Consider the following 21,373-nt stretch of genomic DNA (forward strand, 5'->3'; position numbering starts at 1 on the left):
TTATCTTTCATCCCCCGTGGGCCCGCTCGGCGCGCATTCCTGTGCACCGAACCTGCCCATGGCACGGTTTTTTTGGGATAATCCGCCCTCTACCACACCAAAGAGGTCATGAAGATGGGATTCGACACTGGCGCACTGCTGCCCCTGGGCGATGCCCTGCAAGGGATGCTGGACCAACTCGCCTGCTGCTGCGACACCGAGCAGCTGCCGCTGCCCCAGGCGCTGGATCGGATACTGGCACAAGACATCGCCTCCCCCCTCTCTGTGCCCCCCTTTGATAACTCCGCCATGGACGGTTACGCCGTGCGCCTGGCCGATCTCGCCGCCGGCACCCCGCTGAAGGTGGCGGGCAAAGCCTTCGCCGGTCAGCCCTATGCGGGGGAGTGGCCCGCCGGCCACTGCATCCGCATCATGACCGGGGCTCCGGTTCCCGCCGGCACCGAGGCGGTCGTCATGCAGGAAGAGACAGAGCTCGAGGGGGAGCTGGTGCGCTTCTTGAGTCAGCCCAGAGCGGGCCAGAATATCCGTCGCCGTGGTGAAGACATGGCAGAAGGCTCCCAGGTACTGGCGAGCGGCCTGCGCCTGAGCCCCCGCGAGCTGCCCCTGCTGGCTTCCTTGGGTATCGCCAGCGTCACCGTGCGCCGACCGCTGAAAGTGGCCATCTTCAGCACAGGTGATGAACTGAAACCGGTCGGCACGCCCCTTGCCCACGGCGACATCTACGACTCCAACCGCTACGGCGTCAAGGCCATGCTGGCGCGCCTCGGCTGTGAGTGCCTCGACCTTGGCATCATACCGGACGATCCGGCTGCGCTTCGCGCCGCCTTCATCCAGGCAGACCGCGAGGCCGATGCCCTGATCACCACGGGGGGCGTCTCGGTCGGCGAGGCGGACTTCACCAAGCAGCTGCTCGAAGAGCTTGGCGAGATCGGCTTCTGGAAGCTCGCCATCAAGCCGGGCAAGCCGTTCGCCTTCGGCCGCTTGCCAAACGCCTGGTTCTTCGGCCTGCCGGGCAACCCCGTCTCCGCCATGGTCACCTTCGATCAGTTGGTGCGCCCGGCGCTGGCCAAGCTCGCCGGCCAGACCTGGGTGCCGCCACTTCGCATCAGTGCCCTCGCGGGCGAGCCCTTGAGAAAGGCGCCGGGCCGGCTGGACTTCCAGCGCGGTATATTGAGCGCGGGCCCGAATGGCCTCGAAGTGCGCAGCACAGGCTCCCAGGACTCCGGCGTGTTCAGCTCCCTCTCCAAGGCGAACTGCTACATAGTGCTCGAGCAGGAACGGGGCAGAGTGGCGGCAGGGGAAACCGTCACCGTCGAGCCCTTCTCGGGACTGCTGCTGTGAGCGAGATCCTCTCGGACGCCGAGCTGCTGCGCTACAACCGCCAGATCATCCTCAAATCCTTCGACTTCGAGGGGCAGGAGGCACTCAAGCAGGCCCATGTGTTGGTGATAGGCGCAGGGGGTCTGGGCTGCGCCGCCGCCCAGTATCTGGCGGTGGCCGGAGTCGGCCAGCTGACCCTGGTGGATTTTGACAAGGTGGAGCTCTCCAACCTGCAGCGCCAGGTACTGCACAGCGATGAGCGCATCGGCCAATACAAGGTGGACTCCGCAGCCGAGACGCTGCGCGGCCTCAACCCCTGGCTCACAGTCGAGACCCACGCAACCCTCGCCGACGAGGCACTGCTCGATACCCTGCTGCCGCGCCATCAGCTGGTGCTCGACTGCACCGACAACGTCGCCATCCGTAACCTGCTCAACCAGAAGGCCAGACATCATCGCGTGCCGCTGGTGTCAGGCGCAGCCATCCGGCTGGAGGGGCAGCTATGCAGCTTCACCTGGCAGGAGGGTGAGCCCTGCTACGCCTGCCTCAGCTCCCTGTTCGGCGAGCAGTCCCTCACCTGCGTCGAGGCCGGCGTGCTGGCCCCCATGGTGGGCCTGGTGGGCAGTCTGCAGGCGCTGGAAGCCATCAAGCTGCTGGCCGGCATGGGCAAGAACTACAGCGGTCGGCTACTGATGATCGACGGCCTCGGCGGTGGTTTTCGGGAGCTGAAGCTCCCCAAGCGTCCCGACTGCCCGGTCTGCTCGCATCCCGTCTAGTCCTATGATGGCGGCAGCCAATCGCACTCAGGGCCGGAATCCCATCAATAAAAAAGCCGAACCCAGGAGTTCGGCTTTTTTATTGCTGACGAGAGGCCTAGAAGATCCCCTTCGCCTTGACCTTCTTCATGTTGGCCACCTGACTCGAGAGATCCTCAATAAGCGGCTCGGCACCCGACTCATTTCCACCGGCCTGTCGGCCCGGCTGGCTCGCCAGCCGCTGGATCAGCCTGTGCTGCTCCCGGATGAGCTTGGATTGCTCCTCCAGCTGGCGAGAGAGCAGCGCCAGGCTGCTCTGCAGTGGCGCCAGACTCGTCTCGGCGCCCATGGCGGGCAGCTTGCCGGCGATGGCGTCAGCCAGCTGATCGTGATCCACGGCCCCCGGCAACCCCTGGCGCAGCTCATCCCAGAGCTCCGTGGGTTGCTGCTCGCCGAGCCGGCTCACTATCTCGTCCACCAGCTGATCCGGAGCCGTCATCGTCTGGGACTGGCCCAGGCGCTGCACCAGCTCTTCCATCATCTCGGCCGTGTTGCCGGCCCCCAGCTGGGGAGCCAGCCTGGCCGCTATCTGATCGATCATGGCGTCGGTCAGGGCCGGGGCGTCACTCCCCTGCCCCAGATCGAAGCCGCAGCTGGCGAAGGCATGGCGCAGGGTTGCCAGACTCACCTGCTCGGGGCCGAAGGCATTGGCCACCGCCTTGCAGAGGCTGGGGGCCAGCACGTACATGAACATGCCGGAGAGGTAGATGTCCTTGTGGAAGCGGCTCTTGGAGAAGTCGAACTCCTCGACCCCGTCCTGGATCTTGCGGGCGCGCTGGTACCAGCTCTGCAGTACCCCGGCCGCGTAGCGGTCAGACTCCAGCGCACCCGGATCCATGTAGATGGAGAAGGTCATGCGCTTGAGTTGACTACTCATCCGCCACCTCGGCCATCACGGCCGCTTCCCGGTACACTTCGTCCTCTTCCGTGGTGTAGAGGCAGATCTCCCGGGCCAGGGCAGATTGGGCATCTTCCAGCAGCTCGACCCGTTCACCCAGGGTCGGGTAGGCGCTCTTGATCGCCTCATGGATAAGGGAGGCGCCGCCACCGACCAGATAGACCCGGTTCGGGTTCTTGGCGAACTTCTTCGCCTCGTGGGCTACCTGAGAGCCCAGCTCGTCGATCTTGTTCTGCATCTTCTCGAGGATGCGCGGGATCTGGCTCTCGTCGTTGACCACGTCTCGCACGAAACTCATGTCGTGGCGACGCTTGATGAACTCGTTCGCCACCAAGTAGCTGGAGTCGCTGTCCGCCGCCGCCAGGGCCTTGCGGGTGGCATCTGTCACCATGGAGACACCGATCTCGTTGTTGCCGTAGACATCGGAGACGTCATCAAACTCACCGACTATGATCCCCATGTCCAGGGTGGTGCCGCCGCAGTCGATCACCAGCGTCTTGGTGAACTCGTTGCAACCGGATCCCACCAGACGGGAGAGGGCCGCCGGCAGGCTCTCCGGCATGACTTCCACGCTGACGATGTTGAACAGCTCACCCTTGTTCAGGGAGATGGCCCGCATCAGGTTGCGGCGCTTCTTCTCGATCTTCTCTTCGTTGCGCTGGCAGTCGTCCGGGTTGTAGAACTCGGTGATGGGCAGGGTGACGGTAATGGCCACATCCCCAGGAGTGACGCCGGTCTGCAACAGGGCGTGGTGCACGGACAGCAGGTTCAAGTCGTCGTACTGGTACTCCACATGGGTCGTCGCCAGGGACTTGTCCGAGGTGGCGTCATAGGTGTACTTGGTGTTGCCTATCTCGTAGTTGTAGATCTTCTTGTCCTTGCGCAAGGCGGCGCTCTTCCAATCCTTGCGAAAGGAGTTGGGGGAGATGATGGTCTTGAGCACCTTGTTCTCAATCCAGCTCACCTTGACGTTGGTCGAGCCATCGTCGATGGCCATTTTCATTACTTCAGACATGAGGAAGTACCTGTTGATAGGGCAAATGGGTCCGATTGCCTTGCCTTATGCCCTTGGCAAGGCGATCGGACCAATACATACACGGTGAATAAGGCTAAGGGGCGACAAGTTTAATGAGTTTCTAAAATCCGGTGAAGCAAATGATTGAATCCGGCGGGATCTTCCGCCGGCCAGGCATGGTGTCCCGGTGGGGTATGGATGCTGGCGTTTGGCAGGGCAGCGAATTGTTCCACCCGTTTGGCGAGCGGCAGATAGTCCTGGGTGGTGGAGATGATGGCCACCGGCTGCCCTATCCGGCCGAGCCGTGCGCGGGCCGACCAGCCGGGCAGGCCGTCGAGCAGGGCCCGATAGGTCTTCTTCTTGTTGCTACGCACGAAGCGCTGGCGGAAGGTGCTGCGCACCTGGGCGAGCTCGGGACCGGGGAAGAGCTCGCGGCCGAGCCACCAGGCGAGCGGACGCATGCCAAACCAGCGCAGCCACTTGAGACGCTGGGCATAGCGCTCCTGCTCCTTTGGGGTCTCCAGCAGAAACTCGCTGAAACCGTTGACCAGCACCAGACCGCTCACCTTGCCGGGTAGTTGCAGCGCCAGCTCCAGCGCCACCATGGCCCCCAAGGAGAGCCCTACCACCCAGGCGGGCTCAGGCTGCTCATCGAGCCAGCGTGCCACGTCGGCAGCCAGGGTGGGCACATCGAAGGGTCCCTCCTGCAGGCTCTGGCCGTGGCCGCGCAGATCAAAAGCCACCACCCGGTAGTGCTCACAGAAGTGCTCGAGCTGAGCCTGCCAGTCGAGGCCAGAGGAGCCGAGCCCGTGCAGCAGCACCAGCAAGGGCCCCTCACCCGCGCTGCGCAGGGCCAGACCGTGGGACTTCATTACCTGATTACGACGCACTTCGCCTCTCTCCCGGCCTGGTACCGGCCCTTGATGACTTCACTCTACTTCCCACTGCTGGCTGGCAAAAGACATCGCCCTTTCGCACATCAGCCCTCGCCCACCAGGCTCACTGCCTTGATATAGGCGTAGAGGCGCTGATCGGGCACCAGTGCCAGCCGTTTGGCGGAGCGGCTGGTGATCCGGGCCAGCAGTATCTGCTGCCCCAAGGCCAACTGCAACAGGGTTTGCCCCGGCCGCACCTCGCGCACCGACAGCAGTCGGGTCTCCAGGCAGTTGGAGAGGCTGGAGTGCTCTATGGGGGCGGTCGCTATCACCACATCCCGTCCCGAGACCTTGATCTGCAAGGGGCCTGTCTCGTCGGGGGCATGCTCCATGGTGACCATCAGCAGCTGATCCCCGAGTCGCAGGCTCGCCATCTGCTCGCCGTCGTCGTAGTGAGCCAGAGTCGCCTCCAGCATGACGCCGGCGTCGTCACGGCTGGCCAAGGAGAGATCGGTACGGGCGAAGATCTCGCTCGGCCGCCCCTGCGCCTCCACCCGGCCCCCTGCCAGCAGCACCAGCTGATCGCAGAGCAGGCTCACCTCCTCCATGGCATGGCTGACGAAGATCATCGGCATGCCGCTCTCGCGCTGCAGCCCCTTGAGCACATGGGCCTGGTGGATGCGGCTACGCCTGTCCAGCGCCGAGAAGGGTTCATCCAGCAGCAGCAGATCCGGCTCCGCCAGCAGGGCCCGGCCGAGCGCCACCCGCTGGCGCTGACCACCGGAGAGGCCGTGGGCAGGCTGCCCAAGCAGCTCAGCGAAACCGAGGCGCTCGGCCAAGGGCTCGGGTTGCCAGCGCCCCCTGCCCTTCCTGGCGGCCAGTTGCAGATTGGCCAGCACCGTCATGTGCGGGAACAGGCGCGAGTCCTGAAACACCAGGCCGATGCGGCGCGCCTCCGGCAACACGGCCGCCAGCTCCCGCCCTTGCCAATTCAGGCCATCGGTCGGCTGGCGATCGAGCCCGGCCAGGATCCGCAGCAGGGTGCTCTTGCCACAGCCGGAGGGGCCGAACAGCCCCAGCATGCCCCCCAGCGGGAGCTTGAGATCGCAATCGAGCTCGAAGCCACCGAAGCGGCGTTGGGTTTTAAGGTGCAGACTCATCCGAACAGCCTCCGTTGCCGACGTTGCAGCACCCCGTAGACCAGTACCAGCATGATGAGGGAGAAGCCCATCAGGCCACCGGCCAGGTAGTGGGCACTCTGGTAATCCATGGTTTCCACGTGATCGAACAGGGCGATGGAGAGCACCTGGGTTTCTCCCGGGATGTTGCCACCAATCATCAATACCACCCCGAACTCCCCCAGGGTATGGGCAAAGCCTAGGGCCGCCGCCATCACGAAGCTCGGCAGGGTCATCGGCAATATGATCTGAAAGAAGCGCTCGAGGGGCCCGAGCCCCAGGGTCGCGGCGGCTTCCAGCTCCTTGTTGCCCATGTTGACGAAGGCGGAGGTGAGGGGCTGCACCACGAAGGGCAGCGAATAGATAACGGAGGCGAACAGCAGGCCAAGAAAACTGAAGGCGAGTGGAGCACCGAAGGTCTCCCGCCACCAGGCGCCGAAGCCATAGGTGGGTGAGAAGGCGAGCAGCAGATAGAAGCCGAGCACGGTGGGCGGCAGCACCAGGGGCAGCGCCACCAGCGCCTCCACCACGGGTCTGAGCCTGTGCTGGCTGCGTGACAGCCACCAGGCGAGTGGCGGCGACAACAGCAAGAGTATGCCAGTGGTGCTGGCGGCCAGCTTCAGGGTCAACCAGACAGCGAGCAGATCCCCTTCACTCATGGCGCTTCCTCTCGGATATGAGTGACAAACACTGAGCCCGGGGTGACATGTCGCAACGCCAGGGTCAGGCGAGACGCCGCCAGCAGATCGGCTTTACTCATCGCCACCTCCCTCGTGCGGGGATACACATCTCCATGGTTTTCCTCCTTGAGTCAACAAATAGGCCGGCGCAGGGCCGGCCAGTTATCACGAGGTCACAGGTTCGCCATCACTGCGGCAGGGCGTAACCCGCGGCCTTGATCTGCTCCTGACCCGGCCCCTTGAGCCAGGCCACCAGGGCATCGACCGCCTCACCCTTCTTCAGGACCAGGCCCTGCTGCTCGATGGCCGGGTAGAACTGGTTCGGCACGGCCCAGGCTTCGCCCGTCTTGCCCGCTTCCACCAGGTTGGCCCAGGCGACGAAGCCCAGCTCGGCGTTGCCGGTGTCCACAAACTGCCAAGTCTGGCCTATGTTGGTGCCAGTCAGCAGACGGTACTGCTTGGGATCGATCTTGAGGTGTTCCAGGGTCGCCATGGCGGCGGTGCCGTAGGGCGCGGTTTTCGGGTTGGCGATGGCGAGGTTGCCCTTCCAACTGCGCAAGGTCGCCTCATCGGGGGCAGGACCGCCCTTCTTCCACAGACCCAGCTGGCCGATGGCGTAGGTGAAGCGCTCGCTACCCTTGCCTTCGGCTTCCAGTTTCTGAGGGGTCTTCACATCGGCGGAGAGGAAGAGATCGAAGGGGGCACCGTGGGTGATCTGGGTGTAGAGCACGCCGGTCGCGGCGGAAGAGATGGCCAGGGTATGACCGGTCTTGGCGGTGAAATCCTTGCCGATACGCTCTATGGTGCCCTTGAAGTTGGCCGCCACGGCCACCTTGACCTCATCGGCCTGGGCCACGCCACTGTGCAACACGCCGGCGCAGGCGCCGATCAACACCACGGATAACAGTTGTTTCATTCCCTTACTCCTGTGAGGCTCAGGCACATCCCGAGCCTGTGATGGCGCGAGCCCGTAGGCTCACTTCCCTTGTTGCCAGCGGGCCGCGGCAGCGTTGTCGCTCTCCTTGGCCTCCACCCAGCGCTGTATTCCCTCGGCGGTCAGCTCTTTTTTCCAGAACGGCGCCCGGGTCTTCAAAAAATCCATGATGAAATGGCAAGCCTCGAACGCCGCGTCTCTGTGGGCACTGCTCACCGCCACCAGCACGATCTGATCGCCGAGCAGCAGCTCGCCGATGCGGTGAATAAGGGTGCACTCCTGCAGCGGCCAGCGGGCGCGGGCCTGGATGACGATATCGGCAAGCGCCTTCTCCGTCATGCCGGGATAGTGCTCTAGGGCCAGCCCCTTGACCTGCTCCCCTTGATTGAAGTCGCGCACCTTGCCAACGAAGGTGACGATGGCCCCTGTGTCGTGGCGAGTGGCGAGCCGCTCGTACTCCTGCCCAAGGGAGAAGTCCGCCCGCTGCACCAGAATGCGATCCATGATGGTTGCCTCGCTCATGCTCAGCCTCCAGTCACGGGGGGGAAGAAAGCCACCTCGTCCCCATCGACCAGCGCCGTGTCGAGCGGCACCAGCGTCTGGTTCACCGCCACCAGCAGCTTGCCGGATTCGAGTGCCAGCACCCACTTGTCGCCACGCTCGCACAGGGCGGCGCGCAGCTGCTCGGCGTTCGCATAGTCGCACGGCAGGCTGAGCTCGTCACAATCGACCAGCTCCCTCACTTGTGCAAAAAACAGCACCTTGATCATGCGGGCTCTCCTGCATCCGGGGCCAGCTGGAAGTGGCCAGACTTGCCACCGCGTTTTTCCACCAGTCGCAGTTGCTCTATCACCATGTCCTTTTGCACCGCCTTGCACATGTCGTAGATGGTGAGCGCCGCCACCGAAGCGGCGGTCAGGGCTTCCATCTCCACCCCTGTCTTGCCGGAGAGTTTGCAGAGGGTGCGAATATGGACCCTATTGTGCGCCGGCTGAGGTTCGATCTCTACCTCCACCCGGGTGAGGGCCAGGGGATGACAGAGGGGGATGAGGTCGGCGGTCTTCTTGGCTGCCATGATGCCGGCGATGCGGGCGGTGGCGAACACGTCCCCCTTGTGGTGCTGACCGCTCAGGATCAGCGCCAGGGTGGCGGGGGCCATGGTCACGAAGGCTTCGGCGCGGGCTTCCCGCTGCGTTACCTGCTTGTCGGTGACGTCGACCATGTGGGCCTCACCGCTCTGATTTAGGTGGGTCAGTTTCATCACTATCCCCTTGCTTGCGAGCTGGAATGAGTGACGCGTGACGAGCACGCGCCTGGGTTCAAAGATGGGTCACAAAGTTGCACGGCCTGGTGCGGGCATCGAGCTGATCTCGAATCAGCTGCTCCCAACCGAGCTGGCAGGCGCCGGTGGAGCCAGGCAGGCAGCAGATCAGGGTGCGATTGGCGAGCCCCGCCAGCGCCCGGCTCTGCATGGCGGAGCCCTTGATCTCGGCGAACGAGAGCTGGCGGAATAGCTCGCCAAACCCCTGCACCTTGCGCTCGAACAGCACACCGACCGCTTCCGGGACCCGGTTCTGCTCATTGAAGCCGGTGCCGCCATTGACCAGCACCACCTGCACCCCTTCGTCGGCAATCCAGTCGCTCACCTGGGCCCGGATGCGAAACAGATTATCGGCGCACAGCGCCCTGTCCGCGAGCCGATGGCCTGCCTCGGTCAGGGCCGAGACCAGATAATCCCCCGAGCTGTCGTCGGCGGACGTGCGGCTGTCGGAGACCGTCAGTACGGCGATCTTGAGGGAGATGAATTCGCTGCTTTTTGGTGCCATGTCTGTGAATGCCTTAGGCCAATTCCTGTCAATGATTGACCATGGAGGAGAAGGGATAACGCGACTGCCCGGCCAGATATCCGCCGGTCATGCCGGTCTGAGAAGACGCGCCAGCCAGGACGCCGCGTTGCCGGGGACGGATTCTATCAAAACTAGCCAGGAAGAGGGGGTTAATGCGCCCAGAAAGATGAAATGCCACCGGACCGACGGGATCCGGCCCGGTGGCAGGCCTGTCAGAAGCCTTTCACACCCTTCATGTCGGGCAACTGGTGGGCTATCCCCTTGTGGCAATCGACGCAGGTATTGGCCCCGCTAGCCAGGTTGGTGGAGTGCATCTGGGCGGCGCGGCGTCCCTGCAAGGAGAAATCCATGTATTCGAAGTTGTGACAGTTGCGGCACTCCCTCGAATCCGTGTCCTTCATCCGTTGCCATTCCCGCTCAGCCATCTCCCGGCGATGGGATTCAAACTTCTCGCGGGTATCCACCTTGCCGGTCAGCATGCCCCACAGCTCCTTGGAGGCCTGCACCTTGCGGATGATCTTGTAGGTCCACTCGTGGGGTACGTGGCAATCCGGGCAGCTGGCACGCACACCGGAGCGGTTCGCATAGTGGATGGTGTCACGGTACTCCACGAAGACGTTGTCCTTCATCTCGTGACAGCCGGTACAGAACTTCTCGGTGTTGGAAGCTTCCATGGCGGTGTTGAAGCCACCCCAGAAGATGACACCGCCGAAGAATCCCATCAGCAGCAAGACCCAGAGGGCCGCCTTCGAGGGGGACTTGAAGGTGGTCCACAGTCGTTGCACAAAACCGGGTAATTTCATCTGTGGGCTCCTCAGTTCAGGGCTTCGACTGGCTTGAAGGTATTCCCGACCAGGGGCTTGGCATCCGCTTGCGGCACGTGGCACTGCAGGCAGAAGTAGCGACGGGGAGAGACTTCTCCCAGGGTCATGCCGTCACGGGTCTCGAAGTGCGTCGGGCTGATCTTGGGGGCCTTCATGGCACTGGCGTTTTTGAAGCTGTGACAAGCCAGGCACTTGTTGACCTTGTTATCCACCTCGTAGTTGCGGATGTCGTGGGGGATCAGCGGGGGCTGATGCATGTACTGGCGATCATAGATGTCGCCGTCCTTGCGAAAGTTCTTCAGCGGGGCGGGATCCGCCTCGGTCGCGAGATCCGTGCTGCCTCGCTCCGACTTGATTCCCCCCGTGCTGTTGGTGATTTCAGGCACGGCCGCCATCAAGGAACCCGCCATCAGGCAGGCCAGCATTGCTCCAATCAGCTTTTTCATTATGTGTTCTCCGACATTGTCTCTGCCTTGACGGCAAAACCTACAGTGATTTCAAAAACTTGCTCCGCGCAGACATCGATGCAACGGCCGCAATTGGTGCACTCCTGAGCCGCAATCAAGGGCCCGTGACCGCGCCTTGCCCCGTGAACCGGGCCGCGCAGAATGGGACGCTCCGGGCAGACCGCATAACAATCCATGCAGTTGCTGCAACGCTCACGTCCCCTGGCAGAAATCTTGATAAACCCGACCCGGTTGACCAGGGCATAGAAGGCCCCCACCGGACACAGATGGCCGCACCAGCCCCGCTCCACCACGAACAGATCGAACAGGAACAGCGCCAGCAGCAGGCCCCAGCCCGCCCCCATGCCAAACAACAAACCGCGCAGGGCCAGCGACACCGGATTGACCAGCTCCCACACCAGCACGCCGGTGATGGCCGGGGCCACCAGCGCCATGGCGAGCAGCCAGTAGCGATGATGACGACCAAACTGGCCGTTGCCCTTGAGGCCGAGCCGGACACGCAACCAGGCCGCCGCATCCGTGACGAGGTTGACCGGACAGACCCAGGAGCAGAACACCCGGCCGCCGACCAGCCAGTACCCGACGAGCACTATGGCGGCCCCGAGCCACAGGGTAGCGAGCGGCCAATGGCCCGATGCGACCGTCTGCAGCAGGGTGAGGGGATCCGCGAGCGGCACCGCCTCCAGCAACAAGGAGCTCGAGAGATTGCCCTTGAGGATCCAGACCCCGGCGAGCGGCCCCAGCAGGAACAGCCCCAACACGCCCAGCTGGCTCAAGCGACGCAGCAGCAGGAAGCGGTGTGACCGCCACCAGCCGAGCCTCTCTCTCGCCTCTTGCCCCGGATACCGGCTCATAACCCCTCCGGCTTGCGGGTGGGCAGGCTGAGCCGCTCACCGATGAGGGACTTGCCCGCTTTCTGCTTCTCTTCCCAGCCGAGCCGGTAGTGATGACCCAGCTCCCCCTTGGCAAGCCCATGGGGCACCACCTTGATGGCCGCCGTCTCCAGTACGCAGGCGTGCTCGCACTTGCCACAGCCGGTGCACAGCTCGCTGTGCACTGTGGGCAAGAACATGGCGTGCTTGCCGGTGCGCGGGTTGCGCACCATCTCGAGGGTGATGGCCTGATCGATCAGCGGGCAGACCCGGTAACAGACATCGCAGCGCAACCCCAGATAGTTGAGGCAAGTCTCATGGTCGATGAGCACAGCCACCCCCATCCGCGCCTGGTCGATGTCTGTCATCCCCTGATCCAGCGCCCCGCTCGGGCAGGCCACCACGCAGGGGATGTCCTCACACATCTCGCAAGGCACGGCCCGCGCCTCGAAGTAGGGAGTGCCCGTGGTCACGGGTTCGAGCAGCCTGGCGAGTTTGAGGGTGTCGTAGGGGCAAGCCTCCACGCAGAGCCCGCAGCGCACGCAGGCGCCGAGAAACTCGGCCTCCGCCAGTGCCGCGGGCGGGCGCAGCGCCTGGGCAGGCACGGCCTGCGCCTGCTGACGCGCCACGCCCCCCAGACCCGCCCCAAGCAGGCCCACTGAGCAGGCCCCCTTGGCGAGATCGGCCAGGAACTGGCGACGGCTGCGACTCATCCCCCGCGCCCCGCCTTAGGCCTTCACGACCTTGACGGCGCACTTCTTGTAATCCGTCTCCTTGGAGAGCGGATCCGTGGCGTCCAGGGTCAGCTTGTTGACCAGCTGGCTCGCATCGAAGAAGGGCATGAACACCAGACCCTTGGGCGGCTTGTTGCGACCCCGGGTCTCGACGCGGGTCTTCACCTCGCCACGGCGGGAGGAGACGATCACCTCTTCCCCACGGCGCACGCCACGGGCCTTGGCATCTTCCGGGTGCATGAACAGCACAGCATCCGGGAAGGCGCGGTAGAGCTCGGGCACGCGGCGGGTCATGGAGCCGGTGTGCCAGTGCTCCAGCACCCGGCCGGTGGAGAGCCACATGTCGTATTCCTGGTCCGGTGCCTCGGCGGCCGGCTCATAGGGCAGTGCGAAGATGACCGCCTTGCCGTCCGGCTTGCCGTAGAAGCGCACCCCCTCGCCCGCTTTCACATAGGGGTCGAACCCTTCACGATAGCGCCACAGGGTCTCCTTGCCGTCCACCACCGGCCAGCGCAGGCCGCGCGCCTCGTGGTATTGATCGAAGGGGGCCAGATCGTGACCATGACCGCGGCCGAAGGAGGCGTACTCCTCGAACAGGCCCTTCTGGACGTAGAAGCCGAAGTGCTCGGCCTCGTCGTTCAGCGCGCCCTTGCTCTGCTCTTTCGGGAACTGATCGACCTGGCCGTTCTTGTAGAGCACCTCATACAGAGTCTTGCCCTTCACTTCCGGCATCTTGGCGATCAGCTCCGCCGGCCACACCTCGTCCACGGTGAAGCGCTTGGAGAACTCCATCAGCTGCCACAAGTCGGACTTGGCCCCTTCCGGCGCCTTGACCTGCTGGTGCCAGAACTGGGTGCGGCGCTCGGCGTTGCCATAGGCCCCCTCTTTCTCCACCCACATGGCGGTGGGCAGGATGAGATCGGCGGCCTGGGCGGTAACGGTCGGGTACGGATCAGAGACCACGATGAAGTTGGCCGGGTTGCGATAACCGGGCAGCCCCTCCTCGTTCATGTTGGGGCCGGCCTGCATGTTGTTGTTGCACATCACCCAGTAGGCGTTGAGCTTGCCATCTTTGAGCATACGGCTCTGCAGCACGGCGTGATAACCCACCTTCTCCGGGATGGTGCCTTCCGGCAGCTTCCAGATCTTTTCGGCGATGGCGCGGTGCTTGGGCTCGGTCACCACCATGTCGGCGGGCAGACGGTGGGCGAAGGTACCTACTTCCCGGGCGGTGCCACAGGCGGACGGCTGGCCGGTCAGGGAGAAGGGACCGCTGCCCGGGGTGGAGATCTTGCCGGTCAGCAGGTGGATGTTGTAGCAGAGGTTGTTGGCCCAGACGCCGCGGGTGTGCTGGTTGAAGCCCATGGTCCAGTAGGAGACCACCTTCTTGCTCGGATCAGCGTAGAGCTCGGCCAGTTTGACCAGCTTCTCCTTGGAGACGCCGGAGAGCTTGGAGACAGAGTCGACGTCGTAATCCGCCACGAATTTCGCGAAGTCGTCGAAGCTCATGGGGGTGGAGTCGCCGCTGTCCGGATTCTTGGCTTTTTGTTGCAGCGGGTTGGTGGGACGCAGACCGTAGCCGATGTCGGTCACCCCTTGGCGGAACTGGGTGTGCTTGTTGACGAACTCCCAATTCACCTTGTCGTTCTGGATGATGTAGTTGGCGATGTAGTTGAGGATCGCGAGATCGGTCTGGGGCGTGAACACCATGCCGTTGTCCGCGAGCTCGAAGCTGCGGTGCTCGAAGGTGGAGAGCACGTGCACCTGCACATCCTGGTGAGACAGGCGGCGATCCGAGATGCGTGACCAGAGGATGGGGTGCATCTCGGCCATGTTGGAGCCCCACAGCACGAAGGCGTCGGCCTGCTCGATGTCGTCGTAGCAGCCCATGGGTTCATCCATGCCGAAGGTACGCATGAAACCGACCACGGCAGAGGCCATGCAGTGACGGGCGTTGGGATCCAGGTTGTTGGAGCGGAAACCTGCCTTCATCAGCTTGGAGGCGGCGTAGCCCTCCCACACTGTCCATTGGCCGGAGCCGAACATGCCGACCGCGGTCGGGCCCTTCTCCTTGAGGGTGGCTTTGAACTTCTCGGCCATGATGTCGAACGCCTGATCCCAGCTGATGGGGGCGAAGTCACCGTTCTTGTCGAACTTGCCGTTGGTCATGCGCAGCATGGGCTGGGTCAACCTGTCCTGGCCGTACATGATCTTCGACAGGAAGTAGCCCTTGATGCAATTCAGGCCACGGTTGACCGGGGCATCGGGATCGCCCTGGGTCGCCACGACGCGGCCAGCCTGGGAGCCCACCAGAACAGAGCAGCCGGTGCCGCAGAAACGGCAGGGGGCCTTGTCCCAGGTGATGGCGGTCTTGTCGGTGCTGGTGATCAGGTTCGCCGCCAGGGTGGGGGCACTGACACCGGCCACGGCAGCGGCTGCCGCCACCGCGTTGGCCTTCATAAAGTCGCGTCGACTCAGCTTCATGGCATATCCTCACATTGCTTTTCGCGTAAGTTGTCGAGTGTATCGATCTGGTAGTCGCTCAGGCGCTGAACAACACGCATCGCCTGTATCGCATCAATGGCCGCCTTCATGATGAATCCCGTCGGCTCAGCCTGATGACGCGTCATTCCTTGTTATTGCTCATCTTGCTCATCGGATTCATCGAACTGGTGGTAGATGAGGGCGGCGGAGAGCACCCCTGGCATGGCCTGGATGGCATCGATGGCATCCATGATGGGGCGCTGGCTGGGGCCCTCCAGGGTCACCACCAGCTTGCCCTCGTCGCTGACGGCGTGGATCTCGGCCCCCTCCAGGGTCGCAATCTGCTGGGCGAGCTCGTGACGCAAGGGAGGCTGGGTCAGCACCACCAGGCTGGATACGTGAAACTCCGCTTTTTTCATGTCGCTGTTCATGTCGTTGTTCAACTTGCTCATCCTTGCTATGGCGTCGGTACCGGGACATCTGCCATGGACCGAGACGCGGTTATAAGCCGCTGTCAGGCCGCAGATTTACCATTCGGCATGCTGATTTTTATGCTTCCCACCGGACAATCTGCTACACAGGCACCGCAACCGTTGCAGCTGTTCGTGTCGATATCCGGGGTCGGCACGCGTCCCAACTGGGGAGAGAAACGGATGGCCCGCGGCTCGCAACTGTCCTGGCAGCGCTGGCAGAACACCTGGGCGTGGGCCAGGCAACCGGCCTCGATCTGGGCCACATAGTGCCAGGCCACCTCGCTGGTCGGACGAAACAGGGGCTGCTTGCAGGCAGACACGCAGTCACCGCAGAAGGTGCACTCCCCCAATTGGAAGTTCACCGTCGGGAAGCCGCCGTCGCCCTTCACCAGGATCTGCTCGGGGCAGGCGGTGAGGCAGTCGCCGCAGCGGGTGCAATCGGCCACGAAATCGGACCAGGGAATGGACCAGGGCAGCTGCACTTCCGGTGCGCGTGCACTCAATTGGCCTCGAAACAGGCCACGGCGTGACAGGTCGACCCCATCCGGCATATTGCTTCCTCTTCCCTGGGAGAGATGCGTGACTGGCATTTTCAATACCGATTATAAGAGTGGGTGTATATTGCGACCCTGACAAGTTGAGGGATATACCACCAGGGAGATAAACAGGGGGGATTCTTGCGCTGGATCAAACCCTTGGCGCAAGAAAGCAGCAGAGGGGCAGGTTAAAATACCCCTATGTGAGGATTGCTTATTAATCGGTGGCTATTTTAAGCGTCAACCACCGATGGAGGCGAGATGGGGGGTCATGCCGGCATTGCCTTCGTGCAGGCGATGGGTGGCAACCTTGCCGGTGAGGGCGTGGCGGATCCTGTGTTGCAGCTCATCTTGCTGGGCGTCGGCGCTCAGCAGATCCCGCAGCTCGACCCCATGGTCCCCAAACAGGCACAGGTGCAGCTTGCCAACGGAGGAGACCCGCAGCCGGTTGCAACCGGCGCAGAAATCCTTGCTGTAGGGCATGATGAGCCCCACTCCACCTTGGGATTGCGGGTGCATGAAGACCTGGGCCGGGCCATCATCCTGGCCACGCAGCTGCTGTACCCAGCCATCGCCGAGCAGTTGCTGCTTGATGAGCTCGCCACTGGTGTGGTGATCGCGAAACAGGCTGTCCATCTCCCCGGTCTGCATCAGTTCGATGAAGCGCAGCTCGATGGGCTTGTCTTTGATCCAAGCCAGAAACGCGCCCAGCTGCTGATCGTTGAGCCCCTTGAGCAGCACCGCATTGATCTTCACCGACTTGAAACCGGCAGCCAGCGCAGCCTCGATCCCCTCCATCACCTCCGCCAGCTTGTTCTCGCCGGTGATCTGGTGAAACTGACGGGGATCCAGGCTGTCGACGCTGACATTGAGGGCGGTCAGACCGGCGTCAAACCACTCCTTTGCCCGCTCTTTCAAGCGATAGCCATTGGTGGTCATGGCCACCTTCTCGATGCCAGGAGTATTGGCCACGGTCTCGATGATCTGTGTGAAGTCCCGACGCAGGGATGGCTCCCCCCCGGTCAGGCGCACCTTGCGGGTGCCCATGGCGGCAAAGCCGGCGACGACGCGGCGGATCTCTTCCTGGGAGAGAAACGACTTGCGCCCGTCTGGACGGTAGCCATCGGGCAAACAGTAGGTACAGCGGAAGTTGCACACATCGGTAACCGACAGGCGCAGATAGTAAAAACGACGGGAAAACCCATCTTCAAGTGGCGACATAAACACCTTTCCAAATACGGGAGGCCAGGGCATTTCTTTCCTGACCCTTACAGCTCGGCTGTTGACGATCGACAACCGGCTGACGGCTGTTTCCCCCTATCTCAAGGACTTAGGCAAAACAGCTCGGAGTTCATCTAGTTTTTCGATGCTAGCACAAGTTGGAGTACACTCCCATGCTACTTTGTGGGGTTATTGCCTGAAACGAGGGAAACCAGTCGGCATGGAAAAGTGGTTCAAAGTGCATTCTGTCAGCAGCGCCATCGGCCGCTCCATGGTGCTCATCCTGTTCATGGCGAGCCTGATCGCCGTGGTGGCCATGGTCACCCTCTTCTATTCGGTACCCGATGCCAAGGCCATCAACCTGTCGGGATCCCTGCGGATGCAGGCCTATCGCATGGCCTACGAGATCGAGAAGGATCAGGTCGTGCTCGGTCGGCTCGCCCAGTTCGAGCAGACCCTGCATGCCCCCGAGTTGCAGGAGACCCAACGCTGGATCACCCCCGCCGCCCTGCGCCGCACCTATGGCGAGGTCTTGCTGCAATGGCAGGTGATGCGCGAGCACATCGAGAATGCCACCCCCAGACGCTACACCGACAATACCGAGCAGTTCGTCGCCGCCATCGACGACTTCGTCAACCAGATGCAGTACCACGTGGAGTTCAAGGTGCGCATGCTGGCGCTGGCAGAGGGATTGGGGCTGCTCTCCATCATCACCATCGCCTGGTTCACGGTGCGATTTACCCGCCAGCAGGTGGTCGCCCCCCTCAATCAGCTGGTCTATTGCGCCCGCCAGATCCAGCGCCAGGAGTTCGATCTGGCGCTGCCGCCTCACTGTGACAACGAGCTGGGAGAGCTGTCGGGGGCCTTTGCCACCATGGCGGACGAGCTCGGCAAACTCTATCGGGAGTTGGGCAGCAAAGTGGAAGAGAAAACCGCCAAGCTGCAGCAGGCCAACGACACCCTCTCCTTCCTCTACAGTACCGCCCAGAAGCTGCACGCGGCGCCGCTCAGCAGGCGCACCCTGCTCAAGCTGCTGGAGCGGGCCGCCGCCCATCAGCACATCGACTACATACGGCTGACCCGCTTCGAACACAATGCCATGCCGGTCTACATCACGGGTCGCAAGGGGTGGCCCGGCGATCTGGATACGGTAGTGAGCTTCTATCTGCAGATGGACGATCTGGAGTACGGGCGGCTCGACATGATAAGCGAGCACCCCATCGACGAGCGGCTGATGAAGAACTTCTCCATGCTGCTGGCCCAGGTGCTGCACAAGGATCAGACCCTGCTGCAACACCAGCGCTTGCTGTTGATGGAAGAGCGAGCCGTCATCGCCCGCGAGCTGCATGACTCCCTGGCGCAGGCCCTCTCCTACCTCAAGATCCAGTCCACCCTGCTCAAGCGCTCCGTCGCCAAGGGGGACAATGTGAAGGCCGAGGCCGCCATGCAGCAGATCGACGAGGGGCTCAGCAACGCCTACACCCAGCTGCGCGAGCTGCTCGGCACCTTCCGCCTCAGCATAGGTGACGCCAACCTGGGCGAGGCCATCGCCGTCATGCTGGAGCAGCTCAAGCCCCAGACCCAGGCCGACATACGGCTCCAATACGGTCTGGCAGATACGGATCTGGAGGCGGGCCAGCACATTCACATCCTGCAGCTGATCCGTGAGGCAGTGCTCAATGCCATCAAACATGCTGGCGCACAGCGCATTGACGTTAGCTGTGAGACCCTGGCTGATGGTAACATTCAGGTTCAGATTGCAGACGATGGTGTCGGAATAGGGGGCGCAAGCTCCGCGGTCAATCACTACGGTCTTAGCATCATGAACGAGCGTGCCAGCAAGCTGCACGGCCGGCTGACCATCAGTGAGCCGCCCTTTGGCGGCACCCGCGTACACCTGACCTTTCCCACCAGCCTAACAAGAGACGCCTGATGGACGAGATGAAATATAGTGTTCTGGTCGTGGATGACCATCCCCTGATGCGCAAAGGGATTGTGCAACTGCTGGAGCTGGAAGATAACATCGAGGTGATCGGTGAGGCTTCCAATGGTACCGATGCCGTGGCCATGGCCAAGGAGTCCGAACCGGACCTGATCCTGCTCGATCTCAACATGAAGGGGCTGTCCGGCCTCGATACCCTCAAGGCGCTGCGGGCCGAAGAGGTCACCTCCCGGGTGGTGATCCTGACCGTGTCCGATGTCCGTCAGGACGTGGTCGCCCTGCTCAAGGCCGGCGCCGACGGTTACCTACTCAAGGACACTGAGCCCGATGTGCTGCTCGGTCAACTGGCCGATGTGATGACCGGCAAGCAGATCCTGAGCGAGCCGCTGCGCCCCTATCTGGAAAACATTTACGAGCTGGACCACCTGCAACAGAAGCTCGAGAGCCTGACCCGGCGCGAGATGCAGATCCTGCGCGAGATTGCCAAGGGCCTCTCCAACAAGCAGGTCGCCTCCGTGCTCCACATCTCCGAGGGGACGGTCAAGGTACACGTCAAGAGCCTGCTGAAAAAGCTCGAGGCCCAGAGCCGTGTGGAAGCCGCCGTCATGTATCTGGAGCAGCGCAACTAAGGCCTTGGTGCCGCACCTACCCCCATGGTGCTAGCGCGTCGCCATCACCTTGTCAGGCCCCGCCATGTCGGGGCCTTTTTCTGCCCATTCCAACCTCCCCACCCCCTCACGGCACTCGCGTAATAACGCGGATGAAATGTCGTGGCTCTCGCACATTACTGACCAAATACATTATTATTTTCATGCAACCACCAACCGAGGATGGACGGCATGACTCCCGCACAGATCGAACTGGTTCAGAAGGCATGGGGCAAGGTCACGGCATTGAACAACGCCTATGTACAGGAGGTGTATGAGGAGCTGTTTAAACTGTCGCCGGAATTGATCAACCTCTTCCCCGATCCTGCGGGAATGCCGATTGCCAAGGTCTCCGAGACCCTGAATACGGTGATCACCAGCCTGGAGCAACTGGATGCCCTGGGTTTTATCATTCGGGATCTCGGCCGCCGCCACCAAAAATTCAACGTGCAGCCACACCAGTTCGCGCTGCTGAAGCAGGCAATGACGACAGTATTGTCTCGCCGACTGGGCACCCACTTCCAACCGGAACTGGCCGACGCCTGGTCACAGATGTATGACGAGGTCTCGGTCTTGATGCAGGAAGGTTTGAGTCAACGCACGGAATCGGTCGTCTAGCCCGGCAACCATCCCATATGCCTATGCCACAACGGCTAACCGCTACGCATTTTGCAGTAACAGGTATTTGCAATATGCAAACGGCGCCTCATTCTGCAGATGGGTCATGTTCGAGCCCCTTGAAATCCATCTGCATCCCATCTCTCCGCCTCTCCCTCTAGCCACTCACCCAATATATAACTAATTGATTTTTAATTAACATTAAAGTTACTTATCAGTTCGTCAGCCCGATGGACTGATTTTTTCATCCTCTGGCACAGTCACTGCATTGTCATATTCAGATGCAACTTATTGGAGGATGGAACATGAAACTTCAACCCTTGGCACTGTTCCCCTTGCCTTCACACATACTACCGGGCGGCAAACTCCCCCTGCGCCTGTTCGAGCCACGCCACCTGCAGATGCTCAAGGCGTCATTCATCGAGGACAGAGGCTTTGGCATCGTCATGGAGGAGACCACCAGCACGGGTACCTGCGGGCGGATCCTGCCGGTCGGCACCCGGGTCAAGGTGACTGATTTCTATACCCTCAACGACGGCCTGCTCGGGGTCACAGTGCTCGGGCTGGAACGTTTCTGTATTCATGAAATGGAAACCGATGACACCGGCTTGCGTCACGCCCAGGTAGAAACCCTGCCCAACTGGCCAAGCGCGCATTCGGATTTCAGTGACAAACAGTTGGTGAGCAGATTAAGAGAAGTGTTTGAACAATATCCGGAACTGGATGAGCTTTACCCGGACAAGCAGTTTGACGATGCGGCCTGGCTCTGCCAACGCTGGCTCGAAATCCTGCCCATGCCGATCTATGAGAAACAGATGTTGATTGCCAAACAAAACAGTGAAGCGGCGCGCCAGTTCCTGCGCCGACTGATCGCACAGTGAGTCAATAGTGCTTTTGCATAATGCGAATATTCTTACAATGAAAATGCAACATTCGCATTTTGCAACGAGTGAACGGCAGTAAATGAGACGTAACTCTGCTGCAAGCCGCAAT

Annotated in this window: 24 protein-coding genes and 1 riboswitch; of the genes, 6 read left to right on the forward strand and 18 right to left on the reverse strand. The window is 62.1% G+C overall.

Annotation, left to right across the window (positions count from 1 at the left end):
* Positions 1-114 precede the first annotated feature (114 nt).
* Both moeA and moeB read left to right on the forward strand, forming a co-directional pair.
* Positions 115-1,341, forward strand: a complete 1,227-nt coding sequence (moeA, locus tag CUC44_RS08770; protein ID WP_100859625.1) for a molybdopterin molybdotransferase MoeA — start codon at positions 115-117, stop codon at positions 1,339-1,341.
* Positions 1,338-2,096: a molybdopterin-synthase adenylyltransferase MoeB gene (gene moeB / locus CUC44_RS08775; RefSeq protein WP_100859584.1), complete on the forward strand. Its 759-nt coding sequence runs from the start codon at positions 1,338-1,340 to the stop codon at positions 2,094-2,096. Before moeA ends, moeB begins: the two co-directional genes overlap by 4 nt.
* 97 nt (positions 2,097-2,193) lie before the next feature.
* Here moeB and CUC44_RS08780 read toward each other — a convergent pair whose 3' ends face one another.
* From CUC44_RS08780 to moaA, 18 genes are all read right to left on the reverse strand, one after another.
* The gene (locus CUC44_RS08780; protein ID WP_244166743.1) at positions 2,194-3,012 is read right to left on the reverse strand and encodes a hypothetical protein; all 819 of its coding nucleotides are present in this window, start codon (positions 3,010-3,012) and stop codon (positions 2,194-2,196) included.
* Positions 3,005-4,048: a plasmid segregation protein ParM domain-containing protein gene (parM, locus tag CUC44_RS08785; protein WP_244166744.1), complete on the reverse strand. Its 1,044-nt coding sequence runs from the start codon at positions 4,046-4,048 to the stop codon at positions 3,005-3,007. The genes CUC44_RS08780 and parM overlap by 8 nt, the downstream gene beginning before the upstream one ends.
* A 110-nt stretch (positions 4,049-4,158) precedes the next feature.
* Positions 4,159-4,938 carry an alpha/beta fold hydrolase gene (locus CUC44_RS08790; RefSeq protein ID WP_167388839.1) on the reverse strand — a complete coding sequence of 260 codons (780 nt, stop codon included), beginning with the start codon at positions 4,936-4,938 and terminating at the stop codon, positions 4,159-4,161.
* Between the two features lie 89 nt (positions 4,939-5,027).
* Positions 5,028-6,083 (reverse strand): molybdenum ABC transporter ATP-binding protein, encoded by a 1,056-nt coding sequence (modC, locus tag CUC44_RS08795; protein WP_100859587.1) that lies wholly within the window; start codon positions 6,081-6,083, stop codon positions 5,028-5,030.
* Positions 6,080-6,760: a molybdate ABC transporter permease subunit gene (gene modB, locus CUC44_RS08800; protein WP_100859588.1), complete on the reverse strand. Its 681-nt coding sequence runs from the start codon at positions 6,758-6,760 to the stop codon at positions 6,080-6,082. The genes modC and modB overlap by 4 nt, the downstream gene beginning before the upstream one ends.
* A gap of 208 nt (positions 6,761-6,968) precedes the next feature.
* Complete coding sequence (gene modA, locus CUC44_RS08805) at positions 6,969-7,697, reverse strand: molybdate ABC transporter substrate-binding protein (RefSeq protein ID WP_100859589.1); 729 nt, start codon at positions 7,695-7,697, stop codon at positions 6,969-6,971.
* A gap of 60 nt (positions 7,698-7,757) precedes the next feature.
* A complete protein-coding gene (gene moaE, locus CUC44_RS08810; RefSeq protein ID WP_100859590.1) occupies positions 7,758-8,237 on the reverse strand; it encodes a molybdopterin synthase catalytic subunit MoaE in 480 nt (159 codons plus the stop codon).
* A 2-nt stretch (positions 8,238-8,239) separates the two neighbouring features.
* Entirely contained in the window at positions 8,240-8,485 is a 246-nt protein-coding gene (moaD, locus tag CUC44_RS08815; protein ID WP_100859591.1) for a molybdopterin synthase sulfur carrier subunit, read from the reverse strand.
* Entirely contained in the window at positions 8,482-8,976 is a 495-nt protein-coding gene (gene moaC / locus CUC44_RS08820) for a cyclic pyranopterin monophosphate synthase MoaC (RefSeq protein WP_100859592.1), read from the reverse strand. Before moaC ends, moaD begins: the two co-directional genes overlap by 4 nt.
* Before the next feature lie 58 nt (positions 8,977-9,034).
* Positions 9,035-9,541, reverse strand: coding sequence for a molybdenum cofactor biosynthesis protein B (moaB, locus tag CUC44_RS08825; RefSeq protein WP_100859593.1), 507 nt, complete (start codon positions 9,539-9,541; stop codon positions 9,035-9,037).
* 233 nt (positions 9,542-9,774) lie between these two features.
* Entirely contained in the window at positions 9,775-10,365 is a 591-nt protein-coding gene (locus tag CUC44_RS08830; protein ID WP_100859594.1) for a cytochrome c3 family protein, read from the reverse strand.
* Between the two features lie 11 nt (positions 10,366-10,376).
* The gene (locus tag CUC44_RS08835) at positions 10,377-10,832 is read right to left on the reverse strand and encodes a nitrate reductase cytochrome c-type subunit (RefSeq protein WP_100859595.1); all 456 of its coding nucleotides are present in this window, start codon (positions 10,830-10,832) and stop codon (positions 10,377-10,379) included.
* Entirely contained in the window at positions 10,832-11,707 is an 876-nt protein-coding gene (gene napH / locus CUC44_RS08840; protein ID WP_100859596.1) for a quinol dehydrogenase ferredoxin subunit NapH, read from the reverse strand. The genes CUC44_RS08835 and napH overlap by 1 nt, the downstream gene beginning before the upstream one ends.
* Positions 11,704-12,438: a ferredoxin-type protein NapG gene (napG, locus tag CUC44_RS08845; protein WP_100859597.1), complete on the reverse strand. Its 735-nt coding sequence runs from the start codon at positions 12,436-12,438 to the stop codon at positions 11,704-11,706. The genes napH and napG overlap by 4 nt, the downstream gene beginning before the upstream one ends.
* Before the next feature lie 15 nt (positions 12,439-12,453).
* Positions 12,454-14,943 carry a nitrate reductase catalytic subunit NapA gene (napA, locus tag CUC44_RS08850; RefSeq protein ID WP_100859598.1) on the reverse strand — a complete coding sequence of 830 codons (2,490 nt, stop codon included), beginning with the start codon at positions 14,941-14,943 and terminating at the stop codon, positions 12,454-12,456.
* Positions 14,944-15,095: 152 nt separating this feature from the next.
* Positions 15,096-15,395 carry a chaperone NapD gene (locus CUC44_RS08855; protein WP_244166745.1) on the reverse strand — a complete coding sequence of 100 codons (300 nt, stop codon included), beginning with the start codon at positions 15,393-15,395 and terminating at the stop codon, positions 15,096-15,098.
* A 62-nt stretch (positions 15,396-15,457) separates the two neighbouring features.
* Positions 15,458-15,967 carry a ferredoxin-type protein NapF gene (gene napF / locus CUC44_RS08860; protein WP_100859599.1) on the reverse strand — a complete coding sequence of 170 codons (510 nt, stop codon included), beginning with the start codon at positions 15,965-15,967 and terminating at the stop codon, positions 15,458-15,460.
* A 225-nt stretch (positions 15,968-16,192) separates the two neighbouring features.
* Positions 16,193-17,173 carry a GTP 3',8-cyclase MoaA gene (gene moaA / locus CUC44_RS08865; protein WP_100859600.1) on the reverse strand — a complete coding sequence of 327 codons (981 nt, stop codon included), beginning with the start codon at positions 17,171-17,173 and terminating at the stop codon, positions 16,193-16,195.
* Positions 17,161-17,314: riboswitch (molybdenum cofactor riboswitch) on the reverse strand. It overlaps the preceding gene by 13 nt.
* Before the next feature lie 79 nt (positions 17,315-17,393).
* Between moaA and narQ the strand changes: the two genes are divergently transcribed.
* The 4 genes from narQ (at position 17,394) to CUC44_RS08885 (ending at position 21,261) form a co-directional block, all read left to right on the forward strand.
* On the forward strand, positions 17,394-19,106 hold the full coding sequence (gene narQ, locus CUC44_RS08870) for a nitrate/nitrite two-component system sensor histidine kinase NarQ (RefSeq protein ID WP_100859601.1): 1,713 nt from the start codon (positions 17,394-17,396) through the stop codon (positions 19,104-19,106).
* A complete protein-coding gene (narL, locus tag CUC44_RS08875; protein WP_100859602.1) occupies positions 19,106-19,744 on the forward strand; it encodes a two-component system response regulator NarL in 639 nt (212 codons plus the stop codon). Before narQ ends, narL begins: the two co-directional genes overlap by 1 nt.
* Before the next feature lie 210 nt (positions 19,745-19,954).
* On the forward strand, positions 19,955-20,380 hold the full coding sequence (locus CUC44_RS08880) for a globin domain-containing protein (RefSeq protein WP_100859603.1): 426 nt from the start codon (positions 19,955-19,957) through the stop codon (positions 20,378-20,380).
* A 305-nt stretch (positions 20,381-20,685) separates the two neighbouring features.
* Positions 20,686-21,261: an LON peptidase substrate-binding domain-containing protein gene (locus tag CUC44_RS08885; RefSeq protein ID WP_100859604.1), complete on the forward strand. Its 576-nt coding sequence runs from the start codon at positions 20,686-20,688 to the stop codon at positions 21,259-21,261.
* The last annotated feature ends 112 nt before the right edge of the window (positions 21,262-21,373 follow it).

This window comes from Aeromonas lusitana, assembly GCF_002812985.1.
GTDB classification, from domain to species: Bacteria; Pseudomonadota; Gammaproteobacteria; order Enterobacterales; family Aeromonadaceae; genus Aeromonas; species Aeromonas lusitana.

What these genes read in the sequence shown, in the direction of transcription:
- narL (WP_100859602.1), top strand. Translation starts at nt 19,106, where the DNA reads ATGGACGAGATGAAATATAGTGTTCTGGTCGTGGATGACCATCCCCTG.
- moaB (WP_100859593.1), bottom strand. Translation starts at nt 9,541, where the DNA reads ATGGCACCAAAAAGCAGCGAATTCATCTCCCTCAAGATCGCCGTACTG.
- moaD (WP_100859591.1), bottom strand. Translation starts at nt 8,485, where the DNA reads ATGATCAAGGTGCTGTTTTTTGCACAAGTGAGGGAGCTGGTCGATTGT.
- napG (WP_100859597.1), bottom strand. Translation starts at nt 12,438, where the DNA reads ATGAGTCGCAGCCGTCGCCAGTTCCTGGCCGATCTCGCCAAGGGGGCC.
- CUC44_RS08855 (WP_244166745.1), bottom strand. Translation starts at nt 15,395, where the DNA reads ATGAGCAAGTTGAACAACGACATGAACAGCGACATGAAAAAAGCGGAG.
- modA (WP_100859589.1), bottom strand. Translation starts at nt 7,697, where the DNA reads ATGAAACAACTGTTATCCGTGGTGTTGATCGGCGCCTGCGCCGGCGTG.
- narQ (WP_100859601.1), top strand. Translation starts at nt 17,394, where the DNA reads ATGGAAAAGTGGTTCAAAGTGCATTCTGTCAGCAGCGCCATCGGCCGC.
- napF (WP_100859599.1), bottom strand. Translation starts at nt 15,967, where the DNA reads ATGCCGGATGGGGTCGACCTGTCACGCCGTGGCCTGTTTCGAGGCCAA.
- CUC44_RS08885 (WP_100859604.1), top strand. Translation starts at nt 20,686, where the DNA reads ATGAAACTTCAACCCTTGGCACTGTTCCCCTTGCCTTCACACATACTA.
- CUC44_RS08830 (WP_100859594.1), bottom strand. Translation starts at nt 10,365, where the DNA reads ATGAAATTACCCGGTTTTGTGCAACGACTGTGGACCACCTTCAAGTCC.
- moaE (WP_100859590.1), bottom strand. Translation starts at nt 8,237, where the DNA reads ATGAGCGAGGCAACCATCATGGATCGCATTCTGGTGCAGCGGGCGGAC.
- CUC44_RS08880 (WP_100859603.1), top strand. Translation starts at nt 19,955, where the DNA reads ATGACTCCCGCACAGATCGAACTGGTTCAGAAGGCATGGGGCAAGGTC.
- CUC44_RS08780 (WP_244166743.1), bottom strand. Translation starts at nt 3,012, where the DNA reads ATGAGTAGTCAACTCAAGCGCATGACCTTCTCCATCTACATGGATCCG.
- moaA (WP_100859600.1), bottom strand. Translation starts at nt 17,173, where the DNA reads ATGTCGCCACTTGAAGATGGGTTTTCCCGTCGTTTTTACTATCTGCGC.
- moeA (WP_100859625.1), top strand. Translation starts at nt 115, where the DNA reads ATGGGATTCGACACTGGCGCACTGCTGCCCCTGGGCGATGCCCTGCAA.
- parM (WP_244166744.1), bottom strand. Translation starts at nt 4,048, where the DNA reads ATGTCTGAAGTAATGAAAATGGCCATCGACGATGGCTCGACCAACGTC.
- moaC (WP_100859592.1), bottom strand. Translation starts at nt 8,976, where the DNA reads ATGAAACTGACCCACCTAAATCAGAGCGGTGAGGCCCACATGGTCGAC.
- napH (WP_100859596.1), bottom strand. Translation starts at nt 11,707, where the DNA reads ATGAGCCGGTATCCGGGGCAAGAGGCGAGAGAGAGGCTCGGCTGGTGG.
- modC (WP_100859587.1), bottom strand. Translation starts at nt 6,083, where the DNA reads ATGAGTCTGCACCTTAAAACCCAACGCCGCTTCGGTGGCTTCGAGCTC.
- modB (WP_100859588.1), bottom strand. Translation starts at nt 6,760, where the DNA reads ATGAGTGAAGGGGATCTGCTCGCTGTCTGGTTGACCCTGAAGCTGGCC.
- napA (WP_100859598.1), bottom strand. Translation starts at nt 14,943, where the DNA reads ATGAAGCTGAGTCGACGCGACTTTATGAAGGCCAACGCGGTGGCGGCA.
- CUC44_RS08835 (WP_100859595.1), bottom strand. Translation starts at nt 10,832, where the DNA reads ATGAAAAAGCTGATTGGAGCAATGCTGGCCTGCCTGATGGCGGGTTCC.